This is a genomic window from Ruegeria sp. YKSD179, assembly GCF_059612885.1.
In genome coordinates this window covers 98871-124481 of the sequence record NZ_JBXWRL010000009.1, presented here as the reverse complement: position 1 = coordinate 124481, position 25611 = coordinate 98871, and the positions used below count along the sequence as shown (strand labels likewise).

Here is a 25611-nt window from a genome sequence, read left to right as displayed (position 1 = left end):
ATCAGCCACAACGTTGAGCGGGTATAGCTTAATGGTAAAGCCCCTGCCTTCCAAGCAGGCTATGTCGGTTCGATTCCGTCTACCCGCTCCAGCTCAGCTTTTAGCATTCTAACAACGCTTTTCTTGCGCCATATGACCCTTTTTGGGTCTCTGGGCAACGTTGTCGCCTTGACCCCGGGTGCCCCTGCCGCCAAGAAGAATCGATACGTGGGGGTCGCCACGGACACGTAATCAGGAAACAAGGGCCAGATATGGCAAGATCGCCTACCGCTAACTCGGCGCCCGGTGCACAGGAGGATCGGGCAAGCTCTAAAAAATTGGGTGTTCTTTCGTCACTTTGGCCGTTCATGCGGCCCTATCGCGCGCTTATGGCTGGTGCAACGGTCGCATTGGTGCTTACCGCCAGCATGACTCTGACGCTCCCCTTGGCAGTTCGGAGGGTTGTAGACAACTTTCGCATTGAAGACGGCGAACTGCTTGATTGGTATTTTCTGGCGGCTCTTGGAATTGCTGCGATACTCGCTGTCGGTACGGGCGTTCGTTATGCACTTGTGACCCGCTTGGGTGAGCGTGTGGTGGCCGATATACGAAAGGCAGTGTTTGATCGTGTTATTGGCATGAGTCCCGAGTTCTATGAACGGATCATGACGGGCGAAGTTCTGAGTCGGATCACGACAGACACAACGCTGATACAGTCGGTATTGGGGTCATCTGTTTCGATTGCTTTGCGCAACCTACTTATGTTTGTGGGTGGGCTGGCGCTGATGCTGCTGACATCGGCCAAATTGACCGGACTGGTTTTATTGCTGATCCCGATCGTGATCGTGCCAATTCTTGTACTTGGTCGCCGTTTGCGCGTTATCAGCCGCGAAAATCAAGATTGGATTGCTGCGTCTTCAGGAAACGCCGGAGAGGCGCTGGGCGCCGTTCAGACCGTTCAGGCGTTCACCCATGAAAAGGCTAGCCGCGAGCAATTTGGCGACATGACCGAGACGTCCTATTCAGTTTCGCTACGCCGCATTCAAACTCGGGCGGTATTGACTGTCATCGTTATCTTTCTGGTGTTCTCTGGGATAGTCGGCGTTCTGTGGATGGGCGCAAATGATGTCCGCAATGGCGTTATGACCGAAGGCGTTTTGATCCAGTTCGTAATTTATTCGGTGATTATGGCAGGCTCGGTCGCAGCCCTTTCGGAAATCTGGAGCGAACTGCAGCGCGCGGCAGGTGCGACCGAACGTCTGGTCGAGTTGCTGAACGCGCAGGATACAGTAAACGATTTGCCGGAAACAGCCACAATAGCGCAGCCTGTGCGCGGAGAGATTCGGTTTGAAGACGTTACCTTTCGTTATCCGGCTCGTCCGGAACAGGTTGCGTTGAACCATTTGACGCTTTCGGTTCGTCCTGGAGAGACAGTAGCGTTTGTTGGACCGTCGGGTGCGGGAAAAACAACTGTGATTCAGTTGATTCAGCGCTTTTACGATCCGGATTCCGGGCGGGTCAGTTTGGACGGAGTCGATCTGCGCGATCTCGATCGATCCGAGTTCCGCAAGCACATGGCTTTGGTGCCGCAGGACCCTGTAATCTTTGCAGCTTCGGCAAGGGAAAACATTCGCTTCGGACGGTTGGACGCGACAGATGCCCAAGTTGAGGCAGCTGCACAAGCTGCGGCCGCGCATGATTTCATTACCGCTCTGCCGGACGGTTACGACAGCTTCGTTGGAGAGCGGGGAGTGATGCTGTCCGGTGGACAAAAGCAGCGCATCGCCATTGCCCGTGCTATCCTGCGTGACGCTCCGGTTCTTTTGTTGGATGAGGCAACCTCAGCACTCGATTCAGAAAGCGAGCGTGCTGTTCAGGGTGCCGTCGATCAGATGCGTGCCGGGCGAACAACCTTGATCGTGGCCCACAGGTTGGCAACAGTAAAAAAGGCTGATCGGATAGTGGTGCTTGAAGCTGGACGTATTGCGGCACAAGGTACGCATGATGATTTGGTTGCACAGGACGGTCTATATGCCAGGCTTGCCCGCCTTCAGTTCACTGATGGCGGTGTTTCGTCGTAATGTGACGTACCGGCACGTCGGGAACCGTCGCAGCGTCATACTACAGTTAAATGGCTTCCACGGTTAAGCCCTCGCTTGCGTGGGCACTGTTTTGCTTCCATCTTGGGGCAAACAAACACCCTTGCACGTCAGGGGAGAAAATCGGGGAGGAACCAAATGGCCTTTGTAGGACTGGAAGACAAAGCGCGTATCGAACAGGAAATGGCTTGGGAAGACAGGGACGTGCCTGTAACTTTCCACCAATTGCTGACGCGCACGGCGGCTAATTTTCCGAATCACAACGCAATGAGCTTCCAGCTTTTGTCTGGCCCAACGGATAAGGCTGAGACACTGACCTGGTCCGAACTTCTGGGCAAAGTCAATCAGGCGGCAAACCTCTTTCGTTCGCTGGGTGTCGGGGAAAAAGATGTTGTCGCTTATGTTTTGCCAAATTGCAACGAGACGCTTGCCACATTGATGGGCGGCGCAGTCGCCGGGATAGTGAACCCGATCAATCCGCTGCTGGAGCCTGAACAGATCGCGGCCATATTGCGTGAAACCAACGCAAAGGTCGTTGTCACGTTGAGATCCTTCCCCAAAACGGATGTTGCACAAAAAGTCGAAGAAGCGGTTAGACACGCGCCGAGCGTTAACACCGTTTTGGAAATCGATCTAAACCGCTATTTAACGCCGCCGAAATCGTGGCTCGTGCCCTTACTTCGCCCCAAAATGGGCGACAAAGAGAAATTGGCACACGCCGATTACCTGAACTTTAACAAGGAAATTGCCAAGCAACCGAAGACCCTGACCTTCGAAGACAGCAAGGAGGATCGAGTTGCCTGTTTCTTCCACACGGGTGGAACAACTGGCATGCCAAAGGTGGCACAGCACAAGTATTCTGGACTGATTTATAATGGCTGGCTTGGCAACACGCTGTTGTTTGACGAAAACGACGTAATCATGTGCCCGTTGCCGATGTTCCACGTTTTTGCGGTGCATGTGATCATCATGGCGGCCGTCTCTTCGGGGGCGCATGTAATATTCCCCACACCAGCGGGTTATCGCGGAGACGGCGTATTCGACAATTTCTGGAAACTTATCGAGCGCTGGAAGGTGTCGTTCATAATCACCGTTCCAACAGCAATTTCCGCTAAGATGCAGCGACCCGTAGACGCGGATATCTCCAGTGTGAAAACGGCCTTCTCTGGTTCAGCACCTCTGCCGGTCGAACTTTTCCGCCGCTTCGAAGAGGCGACGGGGGTCACAATCGTCGAAGGTTACGGCCTGACCGAAGCAACCTGTCTGGTCTCGTGCAACCCGGTGGACGGAGAGAAGAAGATCGGCTCGATCGGCATTCCATTTCCGTACACTGACGTGAAAATCCTACAGGATGGCGCTGATGGACCGATAGAGTGCGATACTGATCAGGTGGGTGAGATTTGCATTTCAAACCCCGGTGTTTTTCCAGGCAATACCTATACCGAGGCAGAAAAGAACACGAACCTTTATCACTTCGAAAAATACCTTCGGACGGGCGATTTGGGCCGTTTTGACCAGGATGGTTACCTCTGGATAACCGGTCGCGCCAAGGACCTGATCATTCGTGGGGGTCACAATATCGATCCCGCGGAAATCGAGGAGGCGCTGTTGGGACACGATGCTGTGGCATTCGCGGGTGCCATTGGTCAGCCGGATGCTCATTCGGGCGAAGTACCGTGCGCCTTTGTCGAATTGGTTGACGGTGCCAGTGCAACGGAAGAAGAACTGATGGAATACTGCAAGGTCCATGTGCACGAACGTGCCGCGCAACCCAAGCACATGACGATTCTGGACGAATTGCCAAAAACTGCTGTGGGTAAGGTATTTAAACCGGATTTGCGCAAACAGGCCATCACCCGCATTTACAATGAGGCTTTGGAATCGGCGGGTGTTTCTGCCCGCGTAGTGTCGGTAGTCGATGATAAAAAGCGTGGCCTTGTCGCACAGCTTGACGCGAACGGCTCCTCCGAGGACGATGTTGCCAAAGTTTTGGGGTCGTTCACCCGACCATGGGAGTGTTCTGAATAAACTGGAGGGACAATGAACTATGAGCGCCTAATCGACGAAGAGACATGGGCGTTCATACGCCGCACTGCCGAAAACTATCCCGATGATGCGGTCGAGTTGTCTATTTCGGATCAGCGCCGCCTGTATGACCGGATGTGCGCCGATTTTCGCCAACTCAGACCAAATGGCGTGAAAACACAGGATATGTCGGCCGATAGCGTTCCCGTCAGGGTCTATACGGCCGGTACTCCGACAAGAACAGTTGTCTATTTTCATGGTGGCGGTTTTGTTGTTGGTGGGTTGGACAGTCACGACGATGTTTGCGCCGAATTTTGCGCGCAAACCGGCTATCGGATCGTTGCTGTCGATTACAGGCTTTGCCCTGAACACGCGCATCCCGCACAGTTCCGGGACAGTTGGGACGCTCTTAATTGGGTGGTTCGTAAGTTTGGCGATCCCATTGTCTTGGCTGGCGACAGCGCCGGCGGCAATCTCGCTGCGGCACTGGCGCACTATGCACGAGATCGAGTGGAAAACATTCTGGGACAAGTCCTGATCTACCCCGGATTAGGAGGTGACACGTCAAAGGGGTCGTACGTCGAGCACGCGCACGCACCGCTTCTGACCCGTGAAGACGTTCTGTTTTATGAACGGGTTCGATGTGGCGGCAATATCCCTGAAGGGGACCCCAGCTTTGCACCGCTACATGACACTAATTTTGTCGGGCTGCCGCCAACTGTCGTTGTAACAGCCGATTGCGACCCTCTGCGCGATGATGGTGCCACTTACTGCAAACGGATCACAGCGGCAGGCGGGACGGCCTGTTGGATAAATGAATCCGGTTTGATTCATGGTTATTTGCGCGCCCGAACATCAGTGAAGCGTGCAGCCGACAGTTTCGAACGAATATCGGTAGCGATCGAGGCCCTGGGACAGGGCCTTTGGCCTTATGATTGAGTACTAGCGCAGAAAAGTATCCGCCTTCATCGTATCAGCCAGTGGCGCACCGATTCGATCCAGAATTGTTGGCGCCAACTGCAACTGATCGACCACGACGTCCGGCTCAGGACCTACGGCGTCACCAAAGTAATAAAGCGCCGTCTCTTGCTGCAGCTGGCTGCGCCCCCCGTGGTGGCCGCGTTCGTCCTGACCGTGATCGGCAGTCACAATTACCTCATAACCCATCTTCCTCCAGCGAGTTATAAAAGGCGCCAGCATCTCGTCCATGACAAAGCAGGCGTGATCCATTTCTTCGCTTTCGTGAAAGAACCGATGCCCCATGCTGTCAAGCGTGCAGGTGTGTAAGAGGCCGTAGTCCAGTTCAAACCGCAGACAAAGATTGGTTAGAGAAGCGAACAGGTCCACGTCGCATGGCGTCATCTGATTGGCCTTGCCATAACCTGTCATCGAATGAAACCGACCGTGGTTTATCGTCGTGCTTTCCGGTTCGTCATATTCAACGTCGCGGACGTAATCGAATGGGTGTCGGTTAAAGAACTGGGACCAGTAGCTGTGCGCTACTGCGCCGGTGACGCCACCGGCCTCGCTCACCTGACTGAAGATGTCCTTGTGATTCAGGCGAAAGACATTGGCGTTTCCGGTGCAACCGTGCTCTTGCGGAGAAACACCTGTGTGAATGGAAGCGTAGCAACTTGCAGAAGTCGACGGTAGCACCGAGCGGTGTTTCCAAATTCTCGCTTCACCGCTATCGACCCATCCTTCAAGGTTCCCGAATAGACGGCGGAAATTGCGCCACGGGACGCCATCCAGAATGATCAGCAGCAGTTTACGTTTCATTAGCTTGTTCCCAGCGGATGGCTTTCTTGGCACGTTAACTGTTTGATATATGTTGGATCGCCTGTTCACGCCTTGAATAGTAAAATCCCGACACAAGCTTGAGCAGAGTGCCGGGATTTAAAGTTTCTTAAGACTTCCAAACGTTGGATTAGTTTCCCGCGCTTTCCATTTTGCGGTGCGCAACGACCTCTTCCAGCCAACCTAAATGCATTTCGGGAACCGAGCTGAGCAGTAAGTCGGTGTAGTCATCAAACGGTGGACTCAACACTTGGCTCTTGGAGCCATATCGAACCACGCGTCCCTGATACATGACCGCTATACTATCGCTGATCGCACGCACAGTCGCCAGATCGTGGGTAATGAACAGATAAGCCACATCCTCAATCTTCTGCAAATCCAACAGCAGCTTGAGAATGCCGTCTGCCACCAATGGGTCGAGCGCCGAGGTAACCTCATCGCAAATGATCATCTTGGGCTTAGCAGCAAGTGAACGAGCAATACAGACACGCTGTTTCTGCCCGCCGGACAGCTCGGCGGGATAGCGATCCATGAACTTCTCACCCAGCTCGATCTCATCCAGTAACTCGATAATCCGTTTGCGTTTTTCCGCACCACGCATGTTGAAATAGAATTCCAGCGGACGCCCGATAATTGTTCCCACCGTCTGACGCGGGTTCATCGCGACGTCAGCCATTTGGTAGATCATCTGCAACTCTCGCAGATCCTCACGGCTGCGTCCTTTCAGATCAGAGCTGAGCTTGCGCCCGGCAAACGTTATATCGCCGTCGCGTGGCGGCAGTAGTCCCGTTACAACGCGGGCCAGCGTCGACTTACCTGATCCGGATTCTCCAACAACAGCGAGCGTTTGTCCGGGGTGCAGTTCCACATTGACGTTATGTAGCACGTCGAAATTCAGCCCTTTGTAGCGTGCAGTGATCCCGTCGACGCTCAACACTGGTTCTGGCGTAGGCTTTTTCTCCTCGTGTTCGATGGAACGAACTGAGACCAAAGCCTGGGTGTATTCTTCTTGTGGGTTATTAATTATTTGATCGGTATCGCCATACTCAACCGTATCACCCATGCGAAGAACCATGATGTCATCGCTCACCTGCGCCACAACGGCAAGGTCATGCGTGATATAGAGCGCTGCGACACCTGTATCGGCTATGGCTTCTTTGATGGCCATAAGAACGTCGATTTGAGTCGTAACGTCCAGCGCCGTAGTGGGTTCGTCGAATACTACTAAGTCGGGCTCAGGGCAGAGCGCGAGCGCTGTCATGCATCGCTGTAACTGTCCGCCCGAAACCTGGTGAGGATAGCGATCACCTATGTTGTCAGGATCAGGCAGGCCCAATTTTGCAAATAATTCACGCGCCCGCCGTTCAGCCTCCTTACGAGAAAACTTTTTATGCTCGACCGCAGCTTCTACCACCTGATCCATGATCTTTTTCGCAGGATTGAAAGATGCCGCAGCAGATTGCGAAACATAGGTAACTTCACCGCCGCGTAAATTGCGAATGTCACCAACAGAGGTTTTTAGAATATCGCGTCCGTTGACCCAAACTTCGCCCCCTGTGATCTCAACACCTCCTCGGCCATAGGCCATCGAGGCCAGACCGATGGTAGATTTACCTGCGCCTGATTCACCAATCAGGCCCAAAACCTTGCCTCGTTCGAGGTCAAAACTGACCCCATGCACGATTTCGATGTCATGTGGTTTTTCACCCGGCGGGTAGACCGTGGCACCGATTTTGAGGTCGCGGACCTTGAGAAGGGTATCACTCATCCCCGACCTCCTTTCAACGATGTGGTTCGGTTTAGAATCCAGTCAGCTACAAGGTTAACCGATATCGCCAGTGTGGCGATGGCCACGGCAGGGTAGAGGGCCGCGCCGATACCGTAGACAATGCCATCCTTGTTTTCCTTAACAATGCCGCCCCAATCTGCCAGTGGCGGTTGAACACCCAGGCCCAGGAAGGAAAGGGTCGATACAAACAGAACCATGAAGATGAATCGCAGACCGAGTTCCGCAACCAACGGAGACAAGGCATTAGGCAGGATTTCCCTAAAAATAATCCAACTTTGGCCTTCACCACGTAGTTTGGCGGCCTCAACATAGTCCATAACGGCGATATCGACAGCAACCGCACGGGCCAACCGGTAAACGCGCGTTGCGTCCAACAGACCCATCACCACGATAAGAACCGGAATAGTGACAGGTACCATTGCAAGAACAACCAATGCTGTGATCAGCGATGGTATTGACATGACAAGGTCTACGGCACGCGACATTACTTGATCGGCCCAACCACCAAGAACTGCGGCTAGAAATCCAAGTATCGAACCGGTCACGAAGCTGAGGATCGTTGCGGCCGTCGCGATGAAAATCGTAGTGCGCCCGCCATAGATCATCCGGCTAAGCAGATCGCGGCCGATATTGTCGGTCCCAAGCCAGAATTCCGAACTCGAAGGTTCCCAGACATCGCCAACAACTTCGGCCATGCCATACGGGGCAAGCAAAGGCGCGAAAATAGCGATTATGAAATACAAGGCTGTAAAAGCCAGCCCGATCATTGCAGAAATTGGGATGTTCTTCATTTCGGATGCCTCAGCCTTGGGTTGGCCAGAATGGCAACGATGTCCGCAATCATGTTCAGCCCGATATATATCGCCGCGAAAATGACCCCGCAGGCCAGTACTACTGGCACATCGCGCTTGGTCACGTGGTCCACAAGGTACTGTCCCATTCCGGGATAAACGAAAACGACCTCGACAACTACGACGCCTACAACGAGATAAGCGAGGTTCAGCATCACCACGTTTACGATGGGTGCGACGGCGTTGGGCAATGCATGACGATAGATAATCTTGAAATTGTTCAGGCCCTTTAACTCGGCCGTTTCAACGTAAGCCGACTGCATAACGTTCAGGATTGCGGCGCGGGTCATCCGCATCATATGAGCCAAAACCACCATGGTTAGCACAATGACTGGCAAAGCAATCGAATTCAGTTTTTGTCCCAGCGTCATTGATTCATTGATCATGGCAAGCGGCGAGAACATGCCGAGCTTTACCGCGATAAAGTAGACCAGCACGTAACCGATCAAAAACTCAGGAATAGATATAGTTGTAAGGGTCACTGCCGAAATCAGCTTGTCCGGCCAGCGGTTGCGGTAACGCACAGCTAGAAGACCCAGAAAAATAGCCAGAGGCACAGATACGATCGCTGCCCAAAAGGCTAGAAACAACGTGTTGCCTAATCGACTGCCGACAGACTCCGCGATGTCGAGCTTATTCGTCAGCGACTGGCCAAGATCGCCTTGCAGGATACCCCCTAACCATTCGAAATAGCGGGTTAGGGCAGGGCGATCCAGGCCCATTTCCTCGCGCAGATTTGCCAACGCTTCGGGGGTTGCAGCTTGACCAAGGACAGCCTGGGCGGCATCCCCTGGCAGGGCTTCGGTGAGGCCGAAAATCAGAGCCGATGCACCGAAGAGCAGGAGGATTCCCAGCGCAAGGCGCTGGAAAACCAATTTGATGATGGGGTGCATTATCTGTCGTCCGTATCAGACGAACCACATCTTGCGGGACATGTTGCCGTTCATCATCTCTTGTGTCGGATCAGTCTCCCAGCCGTCCAGCTGATTGCTGATACCCTCTACAAAATCGTTGAACATTGGGCAGATCAGGCCGCCTTCGTCGCGGACCATCATTCCCATCTGGCTGTAGATGCCTTTGCGCTTTTCCGGATCAAGCTCGGCTCGAGCTGCAAATAAGAGATCGTCAAACGCCTGAACCTTGAACCTTGTGTCGTTCCAGTCGGCGGTCGACAAGTAAGCAGTTGCATACATCTGATCCTGTACCGGACGGCCACCCCAATAAGAGGCGCAGAAAGGCTGCACGTTCCAGACTTCGGACCAGTATCCATCATTAGGTTCGCGCTTGATTTCCAGCGGAATACCAGCTTGCGCAGCGGACTGTTGGAACAACGCCGCAGCGTCTACGGCACCTGGGAATGCTCCATCTGCAACACGCAGAATAATTGGTGATCCGTCATGGCCGGATTTCGCGTAATGCTCTGCAGCTTTCTCAACACTGAATTCACGCTGCGGGATAGTTTCATCAAACAGCGGATATGCTGCGTTGATTGGCATGTCGTTACCGATCGAGCCGTAACCGCGCAGTACCTTTTCAACCAGTTCTTCTCTGTTGATGGCATACTTCAACGCTAAACGCAGATCGTTGTTATCGAAAGGTGCCGTGTCCACATGCATGATGAACACATAATGGCCGCGGCCAGCGGTCGAATGCACGGTCAGATTCGGCGCGCGACCCAGCAAATCGGCCACCTTTGGTTCGACCCGGTTGATGGCGTGAACTTGTCCCGACTGCAGCGCCGCGGTACGCGCTGTCGCGTCGTTGATGACCACGACTTCGACACTGTCGAAATTGCCAAAATCACTGTTCCAGTGGTTTTCAAACTTGGTGTACATGTGGCGAACACCGGGCTCATCTACCTCCAGCTTGTAAGGACCGGTTCCGATGCCGGCACCTGGATTGTCCATGCCGCCGTCTGGCTGAACAATCAGGTGGTAGTCGGCCATCAAATAGGGCAAATCCGCGTTTGGTTCGGTCAGAGTGACCTGGAAGTTGTCACCGTCCGCTTTCATGGACTCGATACCCTTCATGATGCCCAGAGCACCAGACTTTGAATCTTCGTTCGAGTGGCGCTGCATTGTTTTCAGCACGTCCTCGCTGGTCATGGTCTTGCCGTTGTGGAACTCAACCCCTTGGCGCAGTTTGAACGTCCAAACTTTGGCGTCGGCGCTACCTTCGACGCTTTCTGCGAGCCGAGGTTCAATCGTTCCGTCCGGCGCGACTTCGACCAGCTGGTCACCGAACTGTTTACCATTCTGGAACGGAACTGAGCTTGCATAGGTTGCTGGATCAAGAGAATTGGTCGATTCACCGCCCTGAAGGCCGAACTTCAGATCTCCGCCCTTTTTCGGGCCAGCCGCGCGCGCGGCGTTTGCGAACATTGTGCTGGCCATCGCAGCGGAAACTCCTAAGGCCGCAGCTTTGCCCATGAATTCACGACGTGTCAGCTTACCAGCCGTCACCTCTTTGGTCATGTGAGTGAGTTGTTCGTTCATCCAAAATCTCCCAATTGGTTGGATCAAGCCACTTACGGGCTTTTATTGACGCATGGGTCAAAGTTGCGCATTTCCGCTCATCGGGCAAGATTTAATGTAAATCGAGTTTCATGCCGGATTTACACTTGTTCCCGCGGTATCGTGTCTTCGATCTGGCGGGAATGGATTACCTTGCCGTTCTCGTAGGCCATTATACTGGCTCGAAGATGAAAATCGGAACGATCTGACCACATTTCACAGTTGGTTTGGGTTCTGAGGTTCACGTCCCCTCGGACCATCTCCTGCACCCAAGTACATTCGCCTCGTGCTGATAATGGATCATCAGGATGGATCGACCATGATTCGCTGGCGCTTCCTCCACTGATCAGGCCGTGTTCGTCGTCTCGGGCAAGGCCGAAGTCATCTTCAATTGTCAGGCGAAGCAGACCTGTGTTCATGTCCGTTTCAATACGTCTTGAATTTGTCGCAGTCCGCAAAGTCGTAAGCTTGCGCTCCGCGTCGCTTTCAGCCGGGGCAAATAACCATTCATCGGTTTCGGCGGTCGGTCTCACCGGTATGGTGATATCGCCGTCACTTAAGTGAAGTTCGGTAACCTCGGGCGACGGCCAGATCAACGGCCAATAGGCGCTGGAAATGGCTACGCGCAGGCTGTGGCCTTTCGGAACGCGATAAGCAATATGATCAAGGTCAAGCGTCACTTCATAAGTTTGACCGGGCGCTAGAGCCTTGGGCCGTGCATGATCATTGCGATGGGTCAGATTGAGCACACCATAAGTTATTCTGGCAGAGGCACCGTCGGGATGGACATGATTCAGACGTACCACGACCTGTGCTTGCGGTTTATCGGAACTTAGACTTAACCGAACCCGAGGTGCGCCGACTATGTCCAGATCTTCGGTCAACCCGGGGCCATCGAAGCAAACCGACAGGGCATCATCAGCGCGTTGATCACCCGGCATGTCGGGGCCTAGCCAAATGGCACAGAACTCCCCACTTTCCATTCCACAGTGTTGCGGCGAGCTAACGCGTTGGTCCAGCGGACCGGTCTTGTCGAGCCCAAGGTTGCTAAGCGTCATCTTTAAGTGCGTTATATGCGAAGTCGTGCCATTTGACTCGGCGATCCAACGCCCCGGTCGTTCGGAATACCATCGTGCCGGACGAACGCCATCCATTAAGTAGGCCCGATAATCGGGATCATTTTCAACGCCGGTTTCGATACCTTTGAGCCAACGTTCCCACCATCGAAGAGCTTCCTGCAAGAACCCAATCCTGGGTTCGGGAACTGCGAAATGAGGGTACTTGTGAACCCAAGGCCCAACGATCCCTTTTGTAACAGCCGCTAGTCTTTCGACCAGTAACGGCACAGTGTTTTTATAGCTATCGCCCCAACCGCCAATCGCCAAAGTTGCAGCACTGATTGCGTTGAAGTCTTCACAAACGGAACCGTGCCGCCAATAGTCATCACGTGTTTGGTGGCGCAGCCAGACTGACGGCAGAAATGGTTCTGCTTCCAACCTCTTTTCCCAAATCTCGCGCCAATCCTTGCGTAGTGCCGGGTCAGGCGCACGAGAGGAATAAGACCACATCGTTGCGCCCCAGCCCAAGTTCTCGTTCAAAAGGCAGCCACCTTTGTAGTGTATGTCGTCGGCGTACCGGTCCGCTGTCGAGCATAAGGTTATGATCGCTTTCAGGGCGTCAGGCTGCATCGCTGCCACCTGAAGGGCGTTGAACCCTCCCCAACTGATGCCCATCATACCTACCGAGCCATTGCACCATGGCTGCCGTGCCAACCAGTCAATGACCTCGACTGCATCGTCCAGCTCTTGTTGGGTGTATTCGTCTTCCATGAACCCTTCGCTGTCACCATTGCCGCGCATGTCAACGCGGACGCAGGCATATCCACGCTTGGCAAACCACGGATGGGTCAGGGCATCGCGGGTCGCTGTGCCGTCGCGTTTCCGGTAGGGCAAGTATTCAAGAATGGCAGGAACAGGGTCTTTTTTTGCGTCCAAAGGCATCCACATCCGCGCTGACAATCGGCAACCGTCGGACATTTTGATGCCCATGTCAGGAAGATCTTCGATGTCGCGCAGCGAATTGGCAGCTGGAGTCATATGGTCGACTTCCTTTCAGTTGGTTGAGTTCCTGCGGCAAAGTCGGGTGACGCGCTTTCGCCCCTCATCAGTTTTCCATCCAGATTGTCACGGGACCATCGTTGACGAGTTCAACCGACATGTCCGCTCCGAAGGCTCCAGTTTCCACAGGAATCCCGTGGTCAGCGAGGTTTGAGACGAAGGCATTGAAAAGACGCTCACCCTCCGCTGCCGGGGCCGCGTCCGAAAAGCCGGGTCTGTTGCCACGCGTCGTATCGGCGGCCAAGGTAAACTGACTGACCACCAGAGCCGAGCCGCCAACATCCAGGATCGATCTGTTCATTTTTCCAACTTCGTCCTTGAATATCCGCAGCTTAGCTATTTTTTGCGCCAGTTGAGCGGCCTTCTCTGGACCATCTCCGTGCATTGCACAAACTAGGATCATCAGACCTGGGCCGGATTGACCGATCAAGGCACCATCGGTCCATACAGAAGACTTCGACACTCTTTGCAACAATGCTCGCATGAACGATATGATCCTCTGTCTTATCTGTTAGCCACGCCAGTCAACGAATTGACCCAAAGGTGCGCGGTCGGTTCGAAACCCGTTAGCTGGATGGTCAGTGTCAGGGTAGCCGAAGGAGATAGCACAAAGGATCAGCCGGTCATCCGATATGTCAAAGTAGCGATGCAGAAACGGCCCATAAGAAGCCACGGCGGCCTGGGGAATGCATGCCAAACCAAGCGACTGAGCGGCCAAGGAAAAGGCCGTTACGAAACCTCCGCAGTCCATGGCGCCATAAGAACCCAGCTCAACGGGACTGGACAGAATTGCGCAATGCGGAGCTCCAAACAGGGCAAAATTTTCCATCATCTGTCGTTGGGACGCTTCGCGGTCGCCTTTTTTGACTCCGACCGCTTCGTACAACGCCCAGCCGCACGCGCGCCGGCGATCCTGGTAAACTCCGGAGTAGCTTGTTGGGAACGGCATATCTGGGGCAGGTGGGCGGTTGGTCGCCTCCTGCTGCAATGCTTTACGGAACCTGTCTGTTTCATCTCCGGTGGTAACGACTACTTTCCAAGGTTGCGCGTTGCACCAGCTTGGTGCACGTCCCGCGCTAATGAGCAACTGCTCAATCTCTGTCTTAGGAACTGGATCGGGTCGAAAGGCTCTGCACGAGTAGCGTCCCCGCAGCAATTGATTCAGAACTGAGATGGTCAAACGGTCACTCCCTGTTTCAGTTCAGGAAGATGCACTCCGTTTCGAACTCAAGCAAGCGCATAGAAATTACTGCTGACCGGTCGCTGCCATATAACCAATCGCAGCGGCAACTATTAGCCCCAAAGTCACCGCAATCGTTATCTTTATTGCCGACCAAGGTCTTTCCCCTTGCACGCGCCCGGTGCGGCCATTGACAACAAACCTGTAGGTTTGTCCGCGATACTTGTATGCCGCCATCCAAACCGGCAACAGAATATGTTTGAAAGTGACATCCCGAACGTCAGTTTCGACCGCATGGATGCGCTGACGATCACCTCCGATGTCGAATCGAACGTCCCTTTCGATAACGCGTGCCATGTAACTCCGGGCTTCCTGATAGCCCTCGCGAAGTTCGACGGTATAGGCTTCGGCCCGAAAACCCGCCAAATACTCTGGCTGATAAGGTTCCAGCGCTGGCAGGTCCCATGGTTCCAAAGCATCGGTGTAGGACTTTGGCAAAGATCGCGAAGCCAGAACCAGAACATCATCAAAGAATCTGGCCACACGACCGGATTTTGGTGACCACCTGATTTTTGGCACCTGTTGTTGAACGCGTTTCCCGTCCTTAACGACTGTGCGAGTTTCGTAATAGACCGTCCCTCGCTCGCCCCGGTATGACGATTTGGTATCAGCATCAAATGTCCAATATGGAACGTATATACCCTGCATTTTCCGGCCCTTGCGCGCATAGTCTTTCAAGCCATTTGGCGCGAACCATAGACGTCCCAGCCAGTCACTCATGGCCTTATTTGCAGATCGCTCGTCCAGCGCGAAAGGCAGGACGCCGCGGGGTTTGATATGGCGGCTGATGCCGGTGTCCGTAACAACTGGCGTGGCACAAAACGGGCATTCCGCTGCATGCGTGTTCGGGTCGAATTCGACCTGCGCAGCGCAGTTGGGGCAGGTCAGAATCCGAGTTTCTTCGATTTCGCTGTCAGGTAAGCGATCCGCCACTGCGGCGTCAAAATCCAACTCTCGTAAGTTGGCGCCACCCCAAGGCCCGTCACCGATAGGTTCCGAGTTTCCGCAATGATCGCAGGTCAGCGTTCCGTTGGCTGGATTAAAACGATAATCCGCTCCACATTGGTTACAAGGGAAACGGTGTTCTTCATTGGTCATAGCGCGGCTCACCTTGTTCTGTGCGCGACAAATCCGTTTCTACGCGCCGGGCGGAGGTGGGGGCAGAATCGTGAACAGTTGCGCTAGTTCCTGAACATCGCCTGCCTTTTTCCATCCGTCCTGACCAGCCGTCCAGACATGTGTGTCCCGCGTGATCTCTCCCTCGGTCGCCATTCGACCCATCTTGGCCTTGGAGAACGGCCCACTGGTTTGGCCATCGACGGCTATGTGCCAAACATGTTCAACGGGCGGAGGCGGCGGTGGAGTCGTCGGAGTGGAGGGTTGTGATGATGCCGACGCACCCCATGGGCCACTTGGCTGGCCCGATGCCATGTTTGCCATCTGGTTCGCCATTGCCATTCCCATGCCCATTCCCAATCCTGCGCCCACACCCCCGCCTTGGCCCGTGTTGTTGGCCGCAGCCGTCATCGCTTCGGCGGCAGAATATTGTGTGAACTTGCCCAGATCGCCTGCCAAACCCATCGAAGTCCGCTTGTCGAGCGCGGCTTCGACTGCCGGAGGCAATGATATGTTCTCAATGTAGAACTCGGGCATTTCCAATCCGTAGCCCTCAAGAACAGGTGACACCTCGGCAGCGATGAGTTTGCCCAAGTCGGCCGTATTTGCGGCCATGTCGAGGACCGGAATTCCGGAGCCTGCGATCACTCGGCTGAATTCCTGAACGATTATGTTCCGGATCTGAAAACTGATCTCATCCATTGTAAATTCGCCGTCAGTGCCAACGATCTCGACGAGGAACTTCGCTGGGTCCTTCACTCGTACCGTATACGTGCCAAAGGCCCTAATACGGGTCGGCCCAAACTCTGGGTCCCGCAACATGATTGGATTTTTTGTTCCCCATTTTAGATCGTTGAAGCGGGTTGTGTTGACGAAATAGATTTCGGACTTGAATGGTGATTGGAAACCATGATCCCAATGCTGCAGCGTAGTCAGTATCGGCATGTTGTTGGTCTCGAGCATATAAAGGCCCGGAGTGAAAACATCCGCCAACTGCCCCTCATGCACAAAAACCGCTGCTTGACCCTCGCGGACAGTCAACTTGGCCCCGTATTTGATCGCGTGACCTTCGCGTTCGAAGCGCCAGACCATGGTATCCCGCGTGTCATCCACCCAATGAATGACGTCAATGAATTCTCCGGTCAGAAAATCGAATATTCCCATTGGGGTTCTCCTGTTTTTGGGGTCAACGTTATAACCCCATCAATTCACGGGTAATGTTCCGCACCACTGGACGTGCGTCTTCCACCGAGACGCCTGGTTGCAAACGTCGATCGTACAATAATTTCAGCAGATGTTCGTCATGACTTGTCAGTAACGCAAATTCATCGTCGTCATTGAATATCGAAGGCCGGGCAGCCGGGCTGTCGTTTGGCAGGCCCAAACCTTGCGCGATTTCTTCGTGGATGCAGCTTAACCGCACAAGATCGGGTAGTTCGGCCCGAATTAATGCGACAGCACGCACATAAACGTTCGGCGCCGAGTTCGTGGCGGAAGCGAATACAAAACAGTCAAAAGAAGGGCGCGGATTAGCGATCAGGTCCAAGGTGCTTTGTCCAATATTCGGGACTAACTGTTTGAGGCGACCAACGACATAGCTACCGTCATCCTTGCCCGCAAAAAACACATGAAAGTTTCCGTTTCGACTGACGGTCGAAATAGGATGACCGGTCAATCTGGCCAATCTCTTGGAATAATTGGAAACGTCCTCCCGATCCTTGTTTCGCACTTCCGGTGGGACCGAGGGACCAAATTCGGGCTGGATGCGCACGGGGCCTGACCAGCGGCTCAGTTGCCCGTCTGTCCGCCGGGCGCCAACCGAGGCAATATCGTCCGGGTATTCGCTGTAAAAAGCGATTGTTTCGAAGTTTCTGGCCAGATCATCGGCTTCGTACGGTGTGTCAGGCCCGCCCCCGTCGGTCCTTAGCAGTCCGCGCGTTTGCAAATCGCGTTCTACTCGCTTGTAGAACCTTGCCAAATCCTGACTGGCCGCCGATGGCGGCACGTAAGCATTGGCTGTTTCAACAGTTTGGACGGGTTCGGGTTGGGGCGCGGTGACGGTTGGAACCACGTCTTCGCACCCTGCCACCACCAGCAGGGCAATGACCCCAAAGGTCAATCTAAATTGATGTCCTTTCGGGACCATGGCCCCCAACCTCAGCTGGGGACTGCTGTGTTGGCGGTGTCGCCCAGACCGTCCTTGCGAGCTTTGGCAGATGCCAGTGTATCGCGCAGTTCCGCCTCCATTTTTTGCAATTCTTCCTCAGCAGCAGCTCGTCTGGCTTTGCCCTCATCTGCGATTGCCAGGCTTTCGTTGATCGTGCCAATCAAGTCAGCGTTGGCCTTTTTAACAGCCTCAATATCGAAAACGCCACGCTCCATCTCTTCTCGGATCATTTTGTTTGACTGCCGCAGGTTGGCCGCGTTCGACGTCAGCAACTCATTCGTAAGATCGTTTGCATCCCGGACTGCCGCCGCAGCTTCGGCGCTTCGTTGGATCGTCACGGCTTGCGCCAATTGGGTTTCCCAAAGTGGAACAGTGTTTACCAGCGTGGAATTGATCTTGGTAACAAGCGATTTGTCATTTTCCTGCACCAGTCGGATCGAGGGCAGAGATTGCATTGTTACTTGCCGTGTCAATTTCAGATCGTGAACGCGGCGTTCCAGATCATCTCGTGCAGCGCGCAGGTCGCGCAATTCCTGCGCTTTCATTACCTGTTCGTCCTCTGGGGCGGCCTCGACCTCAGCTTCTTTTTCAGGAATATCGTGGCTGTCCAGTTCAGTCAGTTTTTCTTCGCCGGCAGCAATATAAAGCGCCAGTTCATCATAAAATCCCAAGGTCTTTTCGTAGAGTAAATCCAGTGATTTGATGTCTTTTAGCAAGGTATGTTCATGCCCCAACAAATCGTCAGTGATCCTGTCGATCTGGTTCTGAACTTCTTCGTACTGGGCGGTGAACTTGGCAAATGGAGCGGCTCTGCCCAACAATTTTTCCCACCAGCTGCGTTCGCGACGAACATCAAGTTCGCTGACCGAAAACCCCCGAATGGTGGTTACGATGTTACGAAGGCTATCACCAGCAGGCCCTACATCCTTGTTCTTCACATCTGCCAGCATGGCCTGGCTGATTTCCTGCAGTTCTGCTTGGGCTGAAGATCCAAAAGCAACGATCGAGTTTGTGTTGTCCATGTCGATCTCGTCCATGCGTTTTCGGATCTCTGCACTGACGGCTTCGTCAGCCTCTTCCAGCGTAACGACTTCGGCCTGTGGTTCAGGCAGCGCGACGGCTGTCACTTCCTGAACCAGAGTTTCTGTTTCAACGGCCTTGTTCTTGATGTCTTCGGACATTGGGTAAATCCTCGCTCAAATATTGGCCGGTCAGTCAAGCCGGACTCCTTCGCGCTGCAACCTTTCGCGCAACACATCAATTTCGACCGTCAGGTCGCTTCTATCATCCAATAACATTTTTCTGGTTCGCGCCGCGAAATTCTGTTCAAGATCGTCCAGTAAAGCCGAGTAATCTGCTAACGCTTGGGGGTCGCGCGTTCGGGCGTAAACATCTGCGAACTTTACCGTCGCGTCGCGTGCGCCCTGCAGATACACCGTCAGGTATTTTCGTGCACCCGCCAAGTCGCGCGGATCTTCCTCGACCGTGCGAAACAGATCTCGGGCTGTTGTCTGAAATTTTTCTACACGTGCTTCGATCCTACGATCTCCGGCCCGTTTTATGGCACCCGTCATTTCAGACAGATGTGTTTCCGCATCTTCAACGACCCGGGCTACGCGGTCTTGCTGGAAAGTGTCTATTCCTTCCATGCCCTTGTCCTTCATCGGATCAAGGCCAAACGAAACCGAGTGCAAAACGGTCGCGACTCCACCAAACAAGATCGGAGCCAGCAAGCTCGCCTGCATGGCGGCGTCTGTGCTTATCAATTCAGTTCGGTAAGATGCTAGCGCAACTCCCAAACCAGTCAGAACACTTGCACTGATCTTTCGGGGAAAAGCAGGGCGCCGGGCCGTCCGTCGTTCGTTATAAGCTGCCTCGGCACGCAATCCTTCGCGCAGCAGAAAAGCCGCAGCCGTCAGCAAACCTGCTGCCACTAGTCCGATGGTCATGCCAATAGCACCATCATTTAGGGACAAAAATACAAGTGGAATAGCTGGTACAAACAAGACGTTCGCGCGTGCGCCTGCGGGTTCGACGCGTGCACCGTCAAACTGTCCGCGCGGAGGCTGTGCGTCCGGCTCGGACCCGCCCTGAGGGCTGAATTTCCCGCCATACCGCTTAGCCATGCTGTTACAAGCCTCCCAGCAGGCCGGTGCAAACGCCAAACATCACCACCAACAACGCCACATAAGCGAATTTTTGAACTCCGGAACCGGACATGATGCCCCCTCATCACAGTTTCCTAGGAAAATTTAGTGGAAGCGAGGGCTTGGCGCTAGGGGGAAGGTTTACAAACCGTCGTCAATTGCGATGTTTCTTGCTTACGGTCGCACGTTTGCGTTGCGGCCGGACCGGACGCTTTGAAGGGTTGCCAGGTTTTGCCCCTTCATCCAGACCCAGCTGATCGCGCATGACACGACGGCGAACTTCCTCGACTTCGCCTGCCTTAAGCGCGCCCAGTTGAAATGGTCCATATGAAACACGCAACAACCTGTTGACGGCAAAACCGATGTCTTCCATCGCGCGTCGAATCTCCCGGTTTTTCCCTTCTCGCAGGCCAACGGTAAGCCACGCATTGGCCCCTTGCTGTCGGTCTAAAGTCACTGTCATGGGTTGAAACCGCTCACCCTCAACTACCAGGCCGTTACGCAACGGCGCGAAATCCTCGTCTTTTGGTCGTCCGTTTACACGCACCCGGTACTTTCGCAGCCAGCCTGTCGAAGGTAATTCAAGCTTGCGCTTTATGCCGCCGTCATTGGTTAGCAACAACAACCCTTCCGAGTTTAGGTCCAAACGGCCAATGCTCATAACCCGCGGCATATCTTCGGGTAAGCTGTCATAAATTGTTGCTCGGCCTTTCTCATCTCGCGTGGATGTAACCAAACCCGGAGGTTTGTGATATAGCCAAAGACGAGTTGGTTCCGGTTCAGAAATCGGTTTGCCATCGACAATGATCTTGTCATTGACCGTCACGTTTAGTGCAGGGCTGTCGATTGTCTTGCCATTGACGGCGACGCGGCCTGCATTGATCATCCGCTCTGCCTCGCGACGAGAGGCGACGCCTGCGCGTGCAAGAACCTTGGCGATCCGGTCGCCTGGAGGAGGGGTGTTTCTCATTCCCCGGCCTTAACCTATCCCGACGGCTTGCGAAAGCCAGGTTTCTGAGGCAGTCAGAAGCATGATGTTCAGATCGCATATGGAATTGGCGTTGGAACAGGCGCGTGCCGCAGCAGATCGCGGCGAAGTTCCGGTTGGAGCTGTGGTCGTGTCACCCAGTGGAAGCGTCGTGGCGAAGGCTGGAAACCGGACGCGCGAATTGAAGGATCCCACTGCGCATGCCGAAATACTAGCCCTGCGGGAAGCCTGCGCTGTCACTGAGTCTGAGCGCCTGTCGGGTTTCGATCTTTATGTAACGCTGGAGCCATGCGCTATGTGCGCTGCGGCAATGGCGGCCGCACGCATCAGGCGTATCTATTATGGTGCGTCTGATCCGAAATCTGGTGGCGTCGCCCATGGCGCCCGGGTGTTTATACACCCTCAGTCCCATCATGTTCCCGAGGTTTATGACGGGATCGCTGCCAAGGAATGTGAAAAACTGCTCAAATCGTTTTTTGCAGAAAAACGCGCCGGAAATAACTAGTAAGCCCCTTGAAAGGTGAAAACTGTTCACGTCCAATTAAGACTGTACACCGTTTGGCGGCCTCCGAACCCTTTCAGCAAGACAGGTTTTGGTGGACCGAACCACCCATTAGGATCTGTATCGAGCATCAGGCGCGTAACATCCGAAACATGAATTTCGTTTGGACCGCTGACATCTGTAACGCGTGCCGCTTTATTGACAACTGTTCCAAAAAAATCTTCATCCTTTTGGATAACTTCACCGGTGTGAATGCCGATCCGTAGGCGCAAAATCTTCGCAGTGTCGATTGACGCATTGCGTCGCTGAAGGTTCACCGCCGCGTCCACCGAATCTTGTACGGAAGTAAAGATAGACATTGTGCCGTCACCGAGCGATTTGACCAATCTTCCCCGGTGCGAAACTATGATTCCTTCGGCCAGTTCCAAGTGCCTTGAGATTATATCCGCCCATTCATGGTCGCCTAGTTTGCGTGTCAGTTCAGAAGAATCTGCGATGTCGGTAAACATGACTGAGGCTATACCATCGCTCTGATCTTGCTGAAATCCGATACGCGCAGCTTCGACAAGGGCGTTAAGTGCCTCATGTTCCACACCAATCTTCTCCAGGTTGGACATAGGGTTGGACACATGCAGCTGTACCATTTTCCAGATGCCGTCTTCTAAATTCAGCACAAATGTGAACCGATGGGGCGTCGAATTTCCATTACTTGCAAAAGTGAGCGTCGCAGAACAATGGGCCCAGCCAACTTCGCCACATTCAAAGGCTTCCAAGCTGTGTTCATCCCAGTCGAATTCCGGAATTTCCCTTACATGATCTGCAAATCCGTCCCGAAACACAGTTCCGGACCAACACTCACCGTCTGCAGAGCCCTGATACCGCAAGTGCTCTGATTTCGACAACATGTTCATCAAGACTGCTTGGTCCTGGTTCTGAACGGCAAGGTTCCATCTGCGCACAACTGCGGCCAGTTCCGGCGACGGAGTTATCTTGCTCATAAAGCTGAACCTACAACCTGATTGCCTGCATAACTTCTGGTTCGATCACATCCACACCGGGCAGACCATCAATCAGATCCTGAGCCGTCTGCTCAAGGATCGGAAAGGTTTTGTAGTGGCAGGGTATTACCGTTTTGAATTTGAAAAACCGTTTAGCCGCATATGCAGCCCCTCTCATGTCCATTGTGAAATGACCGCCAGCCGACAAAATTCCGATATCGGGTTGATAATAGTCGCCCATCCAATCCATGTCGGCCATTATGTCTGTGTCGCCCGAAACATAAACCGTACGTCCCTCGGCAGCGATAATAAAACCAACCTCTGAACCGCCTGTTCGCAATCCTTCCGGAGTGGAAAAGGTTGAACTGTGTGATGCCGGTACCATGGTAACTTTTATGCCGTTCAGGTTGACGGTTCCACCTTTGTTAAATCCGACGGTTTCGATGTTTTCGGCTTCGGCCCAATAGCCCATCAGGTCGTATTGGCCGACCACGGGAATACCCAAGTGCTTTGCCAGTGGCAGCACATCGACCACATGGTCAAAATGCGTATGTGTCAAAAGAATATGCGTCGCGCCTTCAACTGCGTCATCGTGCTGCGCCTCTGGCAGAGAAGGGTTTCCGGTCAACCATGGATCAATCAGAAAAACCTGACCTTCGGTTTCAATTCTGAAGCTTCCATGTCCCAGCCAAATGATATTCATCAAGAATCCTCCAACATACAGCTTGGTCTCAGCCTAGCATCCGCTATGTAAAAATCTATGGAATGGTCAGAATATATTGATGGATACTGTGAGCGGCTGTCGCCTGCTTATTGGGCCGAACCAATAAATGCCGTGACGAATTTAGCATTTCTGATTTCGGCCTTCATTATGTGGAGCCGTGTTGCCGGTCAGAAGGCACCTCTAGCCTATCTTTTGATTGCAATTCTGGCTGGAATCGGTGTTGGCAGTTTTTTATTTCACACGCATGCTCAGGTTTGGGCCGCGGTCGCAGATGTCACACCTATTCTGATGTTTGTGCTGGTATATATTTTTGCAATAAACCGGGATGTTTGGGGGTTGAAACCCTGGCTCGCGGCAGCACTCACGCTGCTGTTTTTCCCTTTCGTCGCTGTGACGCTCCCATTGTTTCAAACGATACCCGGTCTTGGCGGCTCGGCGAGTTATGCCCCTATTCCGTTATTAATATTGATCTACGCAGCCTTATTACGCCACCGAGCGCCAGGTACGGCACGCGGCTTGGCGTTGGGCGCTGTCATCCTGATAGCATCTATAACTTTCCGCGCATTAGACGAACCGCTATGTGGCTCTTTTTCAGTTGGCACGCATTTTATGTGGCACATACTGAATGCAACGATGTTGGGATGGATGATCGAGGTGTATCTTCGATCGCTGTTAAGGCGTAACGGTCAGTCCGGCAATTTGCGCGCAACGTAGAATCCGTAACTCACAAAAGATGAATACTTTTCGTACAGGTCAATCTCGGTCTGCTCGGCGCTGACAAGCGCCATGGCTTCGCTTGAATGTCCGTGCTTGTCCAAAAAGTTAGCAAACCTGCCTTGCATTGGGCCATAGTAGTTGTCGCGCCAACAATCTGGTGACAAAGGAAAATAGCCCAAAACCTCGTACCCATGTGTTTCTAGCTGCCCGATCTTTTGAGACGGCAGTCCGACTTCGGGGTATTCCCGACCCCAGTGACGGGTCAAAGCGTCTGGTCGGTTTCGGGTGAGCCAGGTGAGCTCGGAAACTGCCAAGATACCGCCCGGTTTCAGGAACTTACGCCAGTACCGAACCCCGTTCTCAAACCCAATATTGTAGATGGCGCCTTCAGACCAGATCACTTCCAGCGAGGCATCTTGAAATGGCAGTGCTTCCATCGACGCGAGCAGCGTCTTGATGCGATCTGCAAGTCCAAGCTTCACGGCTTGAGTATCGAGTTCGTCAAGAAAGTCCTGCAAAAAGTCTACGGCGCAAATTTCGGCATTTAGGCTCTGTGCAAGGATCAGGCTGGCCGCCCCAGTGCCACAGCCAATATCGGCGATTTTCAAACGCTGTTTCTTGTTCAGTCCAGCCAGATCGATTGCACGCCGGGTCGCGTCCCTACCGCCGGGGCCCTGCCTTTGTCCCTTTATATGCAGATCCACCAAGAGTTTGAGTTGATCCATCGGATTGAGTCTCCGGTGTATGTTGGAAAAAACAATTTCATGGTTGAAAGGCTGCCGCCAGAACTTCAGGCAAATCGAACTCCCGCAACGCTCGCGCACGGCCATCTGACGACATCTTTCGCGCAGTTTTTTCAACGATCCTTTGTATCTTTTCGGAGGAGTGCTTGGCTGCAAAGGGCTGAAAATACCATTTAAGAAACACGAAACAGATCACATCCTCCAACGCCTGTACTTCCGCGTCACGCTTTATGCCTTGTTTGCGCAACATTTGACTCGCGGTCTCAAGCTGCTCATGGTCATAGCCCGCATCTTTCATATAAGTCATAACGACCTTTGCGTGGAACTCGCCCTGCGCCTTACGCCAAGCTAAATACCCTGCGCGACCTTCAGGATATTCGGACCGTTTTAGTTTCCAACGTTCAACATGCTGCCCCCGCGCGGCAATCTGCAGTTCTTCCGAAGCATTTGGGAAGAGTCTTTCAAGTTCTGCAGTCATCCGTTGACCATAAAGCAAAGCCTCGGGCGTACCATTTTCCAGATTTGGATCTTGTGAATTGGCCGCGTCTATGGCGTCCAGAACAAGTTGCATTCGAGCGGTCATTATTAGCTCCGTTGCGCCGACTACATTGAGCCAAGGTTGGGCATCATCTTTTCGATGTTAACGAGTTGGGAACAGCTGCGCAGCATTCAATTTGAACGCGCCCGGGTCAGGGGGATCCGACCCGGGCTCAAGGGCCATTTTATCGCTCTGGGTGAACTTTATCTTTGGTTACAGGCTCCGCGATTGGATCGGGGAAATTCAGATCGCGGACTAGGTTATCCATGCTAAGATCAAAGGCTTGTGCCTGTGCCGTCAGAAATGAAGTGGACATAAGGAACGCTATAAAAAAGGTTTTCATTGCCTTTCTCCATGTTTGCTGCGCCGTCAGACTGAAATGAACTGTTTAGTTCATTTTTCAAGGGCCAAAATGAACTAATTGGTTCATTTTTTTTGTTATTTCGATTTACCTAACCGAACACCGCGTAAACGGGAGCTTTCTTCGGCTTAATGCGCGGAAATTGATCCCGTTAATCTGGTGCTCTTGCGACTGCCGCGACGGACAGGTAAATGCCCTCT

Annotated in this window: 24 protein-coding genes and 1 tRNA gene; 6 read left to right on the top strand and 19 right to left on the bottom strand. The window is 53.4% G+C overall.

Features of this window, described 5'->3' with window-relative positions:
* Positions 1-17: 17 nt before the first annotated feature.
* The 4 genes from AC2FNE_RS07750 to AC2FNE_RS07735 all read left to right on the top strand — a co-directional run bounded on the left by AC2FNE_RS07750 (position 18) and on the right by AC2FNE_RS07735 (position 5042).
* Positions 18-91, top strand: a tRNA-Gly gene (locus AC2FNE_RS07750).
* Positions 92-251: 160 nt separating this feature from the next.
* Entirely contained in the window at positions 252-2060 is a 1809-nt protein-coding gene (locus AC2FNE_RS07745; protein ID WP_496805090.1) for an ABC transporter transmembrane domain-containing protein, read from the top strand.
* 156 nt (positions 2061-2216) lie between these two features.
* Positions 2217-4106 carry an acyl-CoA synthetase gene (locus AC2FNE_RS07740; RefSeq protein ID WP_496805089.1) on the top strand — a complete coding sequence of 630 codons (1890 nt, stop codon included), beginning with the start codon at positions 2217-2219 and terminating at the stop codon, positions 4104-4106.
* Between the two features lie 12 nt (positions 4107-4118).
* Positions 4119-5042, top strand: a complete 924-nt coding sequence (locus tag AC2FNE_RS07735; protein ID WP_496805088.1) for an alpha/beta hydrolase fold domain-containing protein — start codon at positions 4119-4121, stop codon at positions 5040-5042.
* A gap of 3 nt (positions 5043-5045) precedes the next feature.
* On the opposite strand, the gene AC2FNE_RS07730 is transcribed toward AC2FNE_RS07735, so the two are convergent.
* The 14 genes from AC2FNE_RS07730 to AC2FNE_RS07665 form a co-directional block, all read right to left on the bottom strand.
* Positions 5046-5882 carry an alkaline phosphatase family protein gene (locus AC2FNE_RS07730; RefSeq protein ID WP_170607164.1) on the bottom strand — a complete coding sequence of 279 codons (837 nt, stop codon included), beginning with the start codon at positions 5880-5882 and terminating at the stop codon, positions 5046-5048.
* Positions 5883-6030: 148 nt separating this feature from the next.
* A complete protein-coding gene (locus AC2FNE_RS07725) occupies positions 6031-7668 on the bottom strand; it encodes an ABC transporter ATP-binding protein (RefSeq protein ID WP_170607162.1) in 1638 nt (545 codons plus the stop codon).
* Positions 7665-8480, bottom strand: a complete 816-nt coding sequence (locus AC2FNE_RS07720; RefSeq protein ID WP_170607161.1) for an ABC transporter permease — start codon at positions 8478-8480, stop codon at positions 7665-7667. The genes AC2FNE_RS07725 and AC2FNE_RS07720 overlap by 4 nt, the downstream gene beginning before the upstream one ends.
* Positions 8477-9433 carry an ABC transporter permease gene (locus tag AC2FNE_RS07715; RefSeq protein WP_170607159.1) on the bottom strand — a complete coding sequence of 319 codons (957 nt, stop codon included), beginning with the start codon at positions 9431-9433 and terminating at the stop codon, positions 8477-8479. The genes AC2FNE_RS07720 and AC2FNE_RS07715 overlap by 4 nt, the downstream gene beginning before the upstream one ends.
* Before the next feature lie 15 nt (positions 9434-9448).
* Positions 9449-11035: an ABC transporter substrate-binding protein gene (locus AC2FNE_RS07710; protein ID WP_170478620.1), complete on the bottom strand. Its 1587-nt coding sequence runs from the start codon at positions 11033-11035 to the stop codon at positions 9449-9451.
* A 119-nt stretch (positions 11036-11154) separates the two neighbouring features.
* Positions 11155-13149 (bottom strand): CocE/NonD family hydrolase, encoded by a 1995-nt coding sequence (locus AC2FNE_RS07705; RefSeq protein ID WP_496805087.1) that lies wholly within the window; start codon positions 13147-13149, stop codon positions 11155-11157.
* Between the two features lie 67 nt (positions 13150-13216).
* Positions 13217-13654 carry a D-aminoacyl-tRNA deacylase gene (gene dtd, locus AC2FNE_RS07700; protein WP_170478624.1) on the bottom strand — a complete coding sequence of 146 codons (438 nt, stop codon included), beginning with the start codon at positions 13652-13654 and terminating at the stop codon, positions 13217-13219.
* Positions 13655-13681: 27 nt separating this feature from the next.
* Complete coding sequence (locus tag AC2FNE_RS07695; RefSeq protein WP_496805086.1) at positions 13682-14350, bottom strand: nitroreductase; 669 nt, start codon at positions 14348-14350, stop codon at positions 13682-13684.
* Between the two features lie 66 nt (positions 14351-14416).
* Entirely contained in the window at positions 14417-15508 is a 1092-nt protein-coding gene (locus tag AC2FNE_RS07690; RefSeq protein ID WP_496772735.1) for a TFIIB-type zinc finger domain-containing protein, read from the bottom strand.
* A 39-nt stretch (positions 15509-15547) separates the two neighbouring features.
* A complete protein-coding gene (locus tag AC2FNE_RS07685) occupies positions 15548-16690 on the bottom strand; it encodes an SPFH domain-containing protein (protein ID WP_170607151.1) in 1143 nt (380 codons plus the stop codon).
* Positions 16691-16718: 28 nt separating this feature from the next.
* Complete coding sequence (locus tag AC2FNE_RS07680; RefSeq protein WP_170607149.1) at positions 16719-17672, bottom strand: DUF2927 domain-containing protein; 954 nt, start codon at positions 17670-17672, stop codon at positions 16719-16721.
* Between the two features lie 11 nt (positions 17673-17683).
* Positions 17684-18874 (bottom strand): toxic anion resistance protein, encoded by a 1191-nt coding sequence (locus tag AC2FNE_RS07675; RefSeq protein WP_170610848.1) that lies wholly within the window; start codon positions 18872-18874, stop codon positions 17684-17686.
* 30 nt (positions 18875-18904) lie between these two features.
* Positions 18905-19819, bottom strand: a complete 915-nt coding sequence (locus tag AC2FNE_RS07670) for a 5-bromo-4-chloroindolyl phosphate hydrolysis family protein (RefSeq protein ID WP_496805085.1) — start codon at positions 19817-19819, stop codon at positions 18905-18907.
* Between the two features lie 175 nt (positions 19820-19994).
* Positions 19995-20810: a pseudouridine synthase gene (locus AC2FNE_RS07665; protein ID WP_496772738.1), complete on the bottom strand. Its 816-nt coding sequence runs from the start codon at positions 20808-20810 to the stop codon at positions 19995-19997.
* A gap of 61 nt (positions 20811-20871) precedes the next feature.
* Here AC2FNE_RS07665 and AC2FNE_RS07660 point away from each other — a divergent pair, with 61 nt between their 5' ends.
* Positions 20872-21333 carry a nucleoside deaminase gene (locus AC2FNE_RS07660; RefSeq protein WP_496805084.1) on the top strand — a complete coding sequence of 154 codons (462 nt, stop codon included), beginning with the start codon at positions 20872-20874 and terminating at the stop codon, positions 21331-21333.
* 26 nt (positions 21334-21359) lie between these two features.
* Here the strand turns inward: AC2FNE_RS07660 and AC2FNE_RS07655 are convergent, their stop codons facing one another.
* Together AC2FNE_RS07655 and AC2FNE_RS07650 are read right to left on the bottom strand one after the other, a co-directional pair.
* On the bottom strand, positions 21360-22328 hold the full coding sequence (locus AC2FNE_RS07655) for a nuclear transport factor 2 family protein (protein ID WP_170607142.1): 969 nt from the start codon (positions 22326-22328) through the stop codon (positions 21360-21362).
* 10 nt (positions 22329-22338) lie between these two features.
* Complete coding sequence (locus AC2FNE_RS07650) at positions 22339-23031, bottom strand: metal-dependent hydrolase (protein WP_170607141.1); 693 nt, start codon at positions 23029-23031, stop codon at positions 22339-22341.
* A gap of 57 nt (positions 23032-23088) precedes the next feature.
* On the opposite strand from AC2FNE_RS07650, the gene AC2FNE_RS07645 reads away from it, so the two are divergent.
* Positions 23089-23766 carry a ceramidase domain-containing protein gene (locus tag AC2FNE_RS07645; protein ID WP_170607139.1) on the top strand — a complete coding sequence of 226 codons (678 nt, stop codon included), beginning with the start codon at positions 23089-23091 and terminating at the stop codon, positions 23764-23766.
* On the opposite strand, the gene AC2FNE_RS07640 is transcribed toward AC2FNE_RS07645, so the two are convergent.
* The 3 genes from AC2FNE_RS07640 to AC2FNE_RS07630 all read right to left on the bottom strand — a co-directional run bounded on the left by AC2FNE_RS07640 (position 23739) and on the right by AC2FNE_RS07630 (position 25393).
* The gene (locus AC2FNE_RS07640; RefSeq protein WP_170607138.1) at positions 23739-24494 is read right to left on the bottom strand and encodes a class I SAM-dependent methyltransferase; all 756 of its coding nucleotides are present in this window, start codon (positions 24492-24494) and stop codon (positions 23739-23741) included. The genes AC2FNE_RS07645 and AC2FNE_RS07640 overlap by 28 nt on opposite strands.
* A gap of 37 nt (positions 24495-24531) precedes the next feature.
* Positions 24532-25095: a DUF4202 domain-containing protein gene (locus AC2FNE_RS07635; protein WP_170607136.1), complete on the bottom strand. Its 564-nt coding sequence runs from the start codon at positions 25093-25095 to the stop codon at positions 24532-24534.
* A 139-nt stretch (positions 25096-25234) separates the two neighbouring features.
* Positions 25235-25393, bottom strand: a complete 159-nt coding sequence (locus AC2FNE_RS07630) for a hypothetical protein (protein ID WP_170607134.1) — start codon at positions 25391-25393, stop codon at positions 25235-25237.
* Positions 25394-25611: the final 218 nt, after the last annotated feature.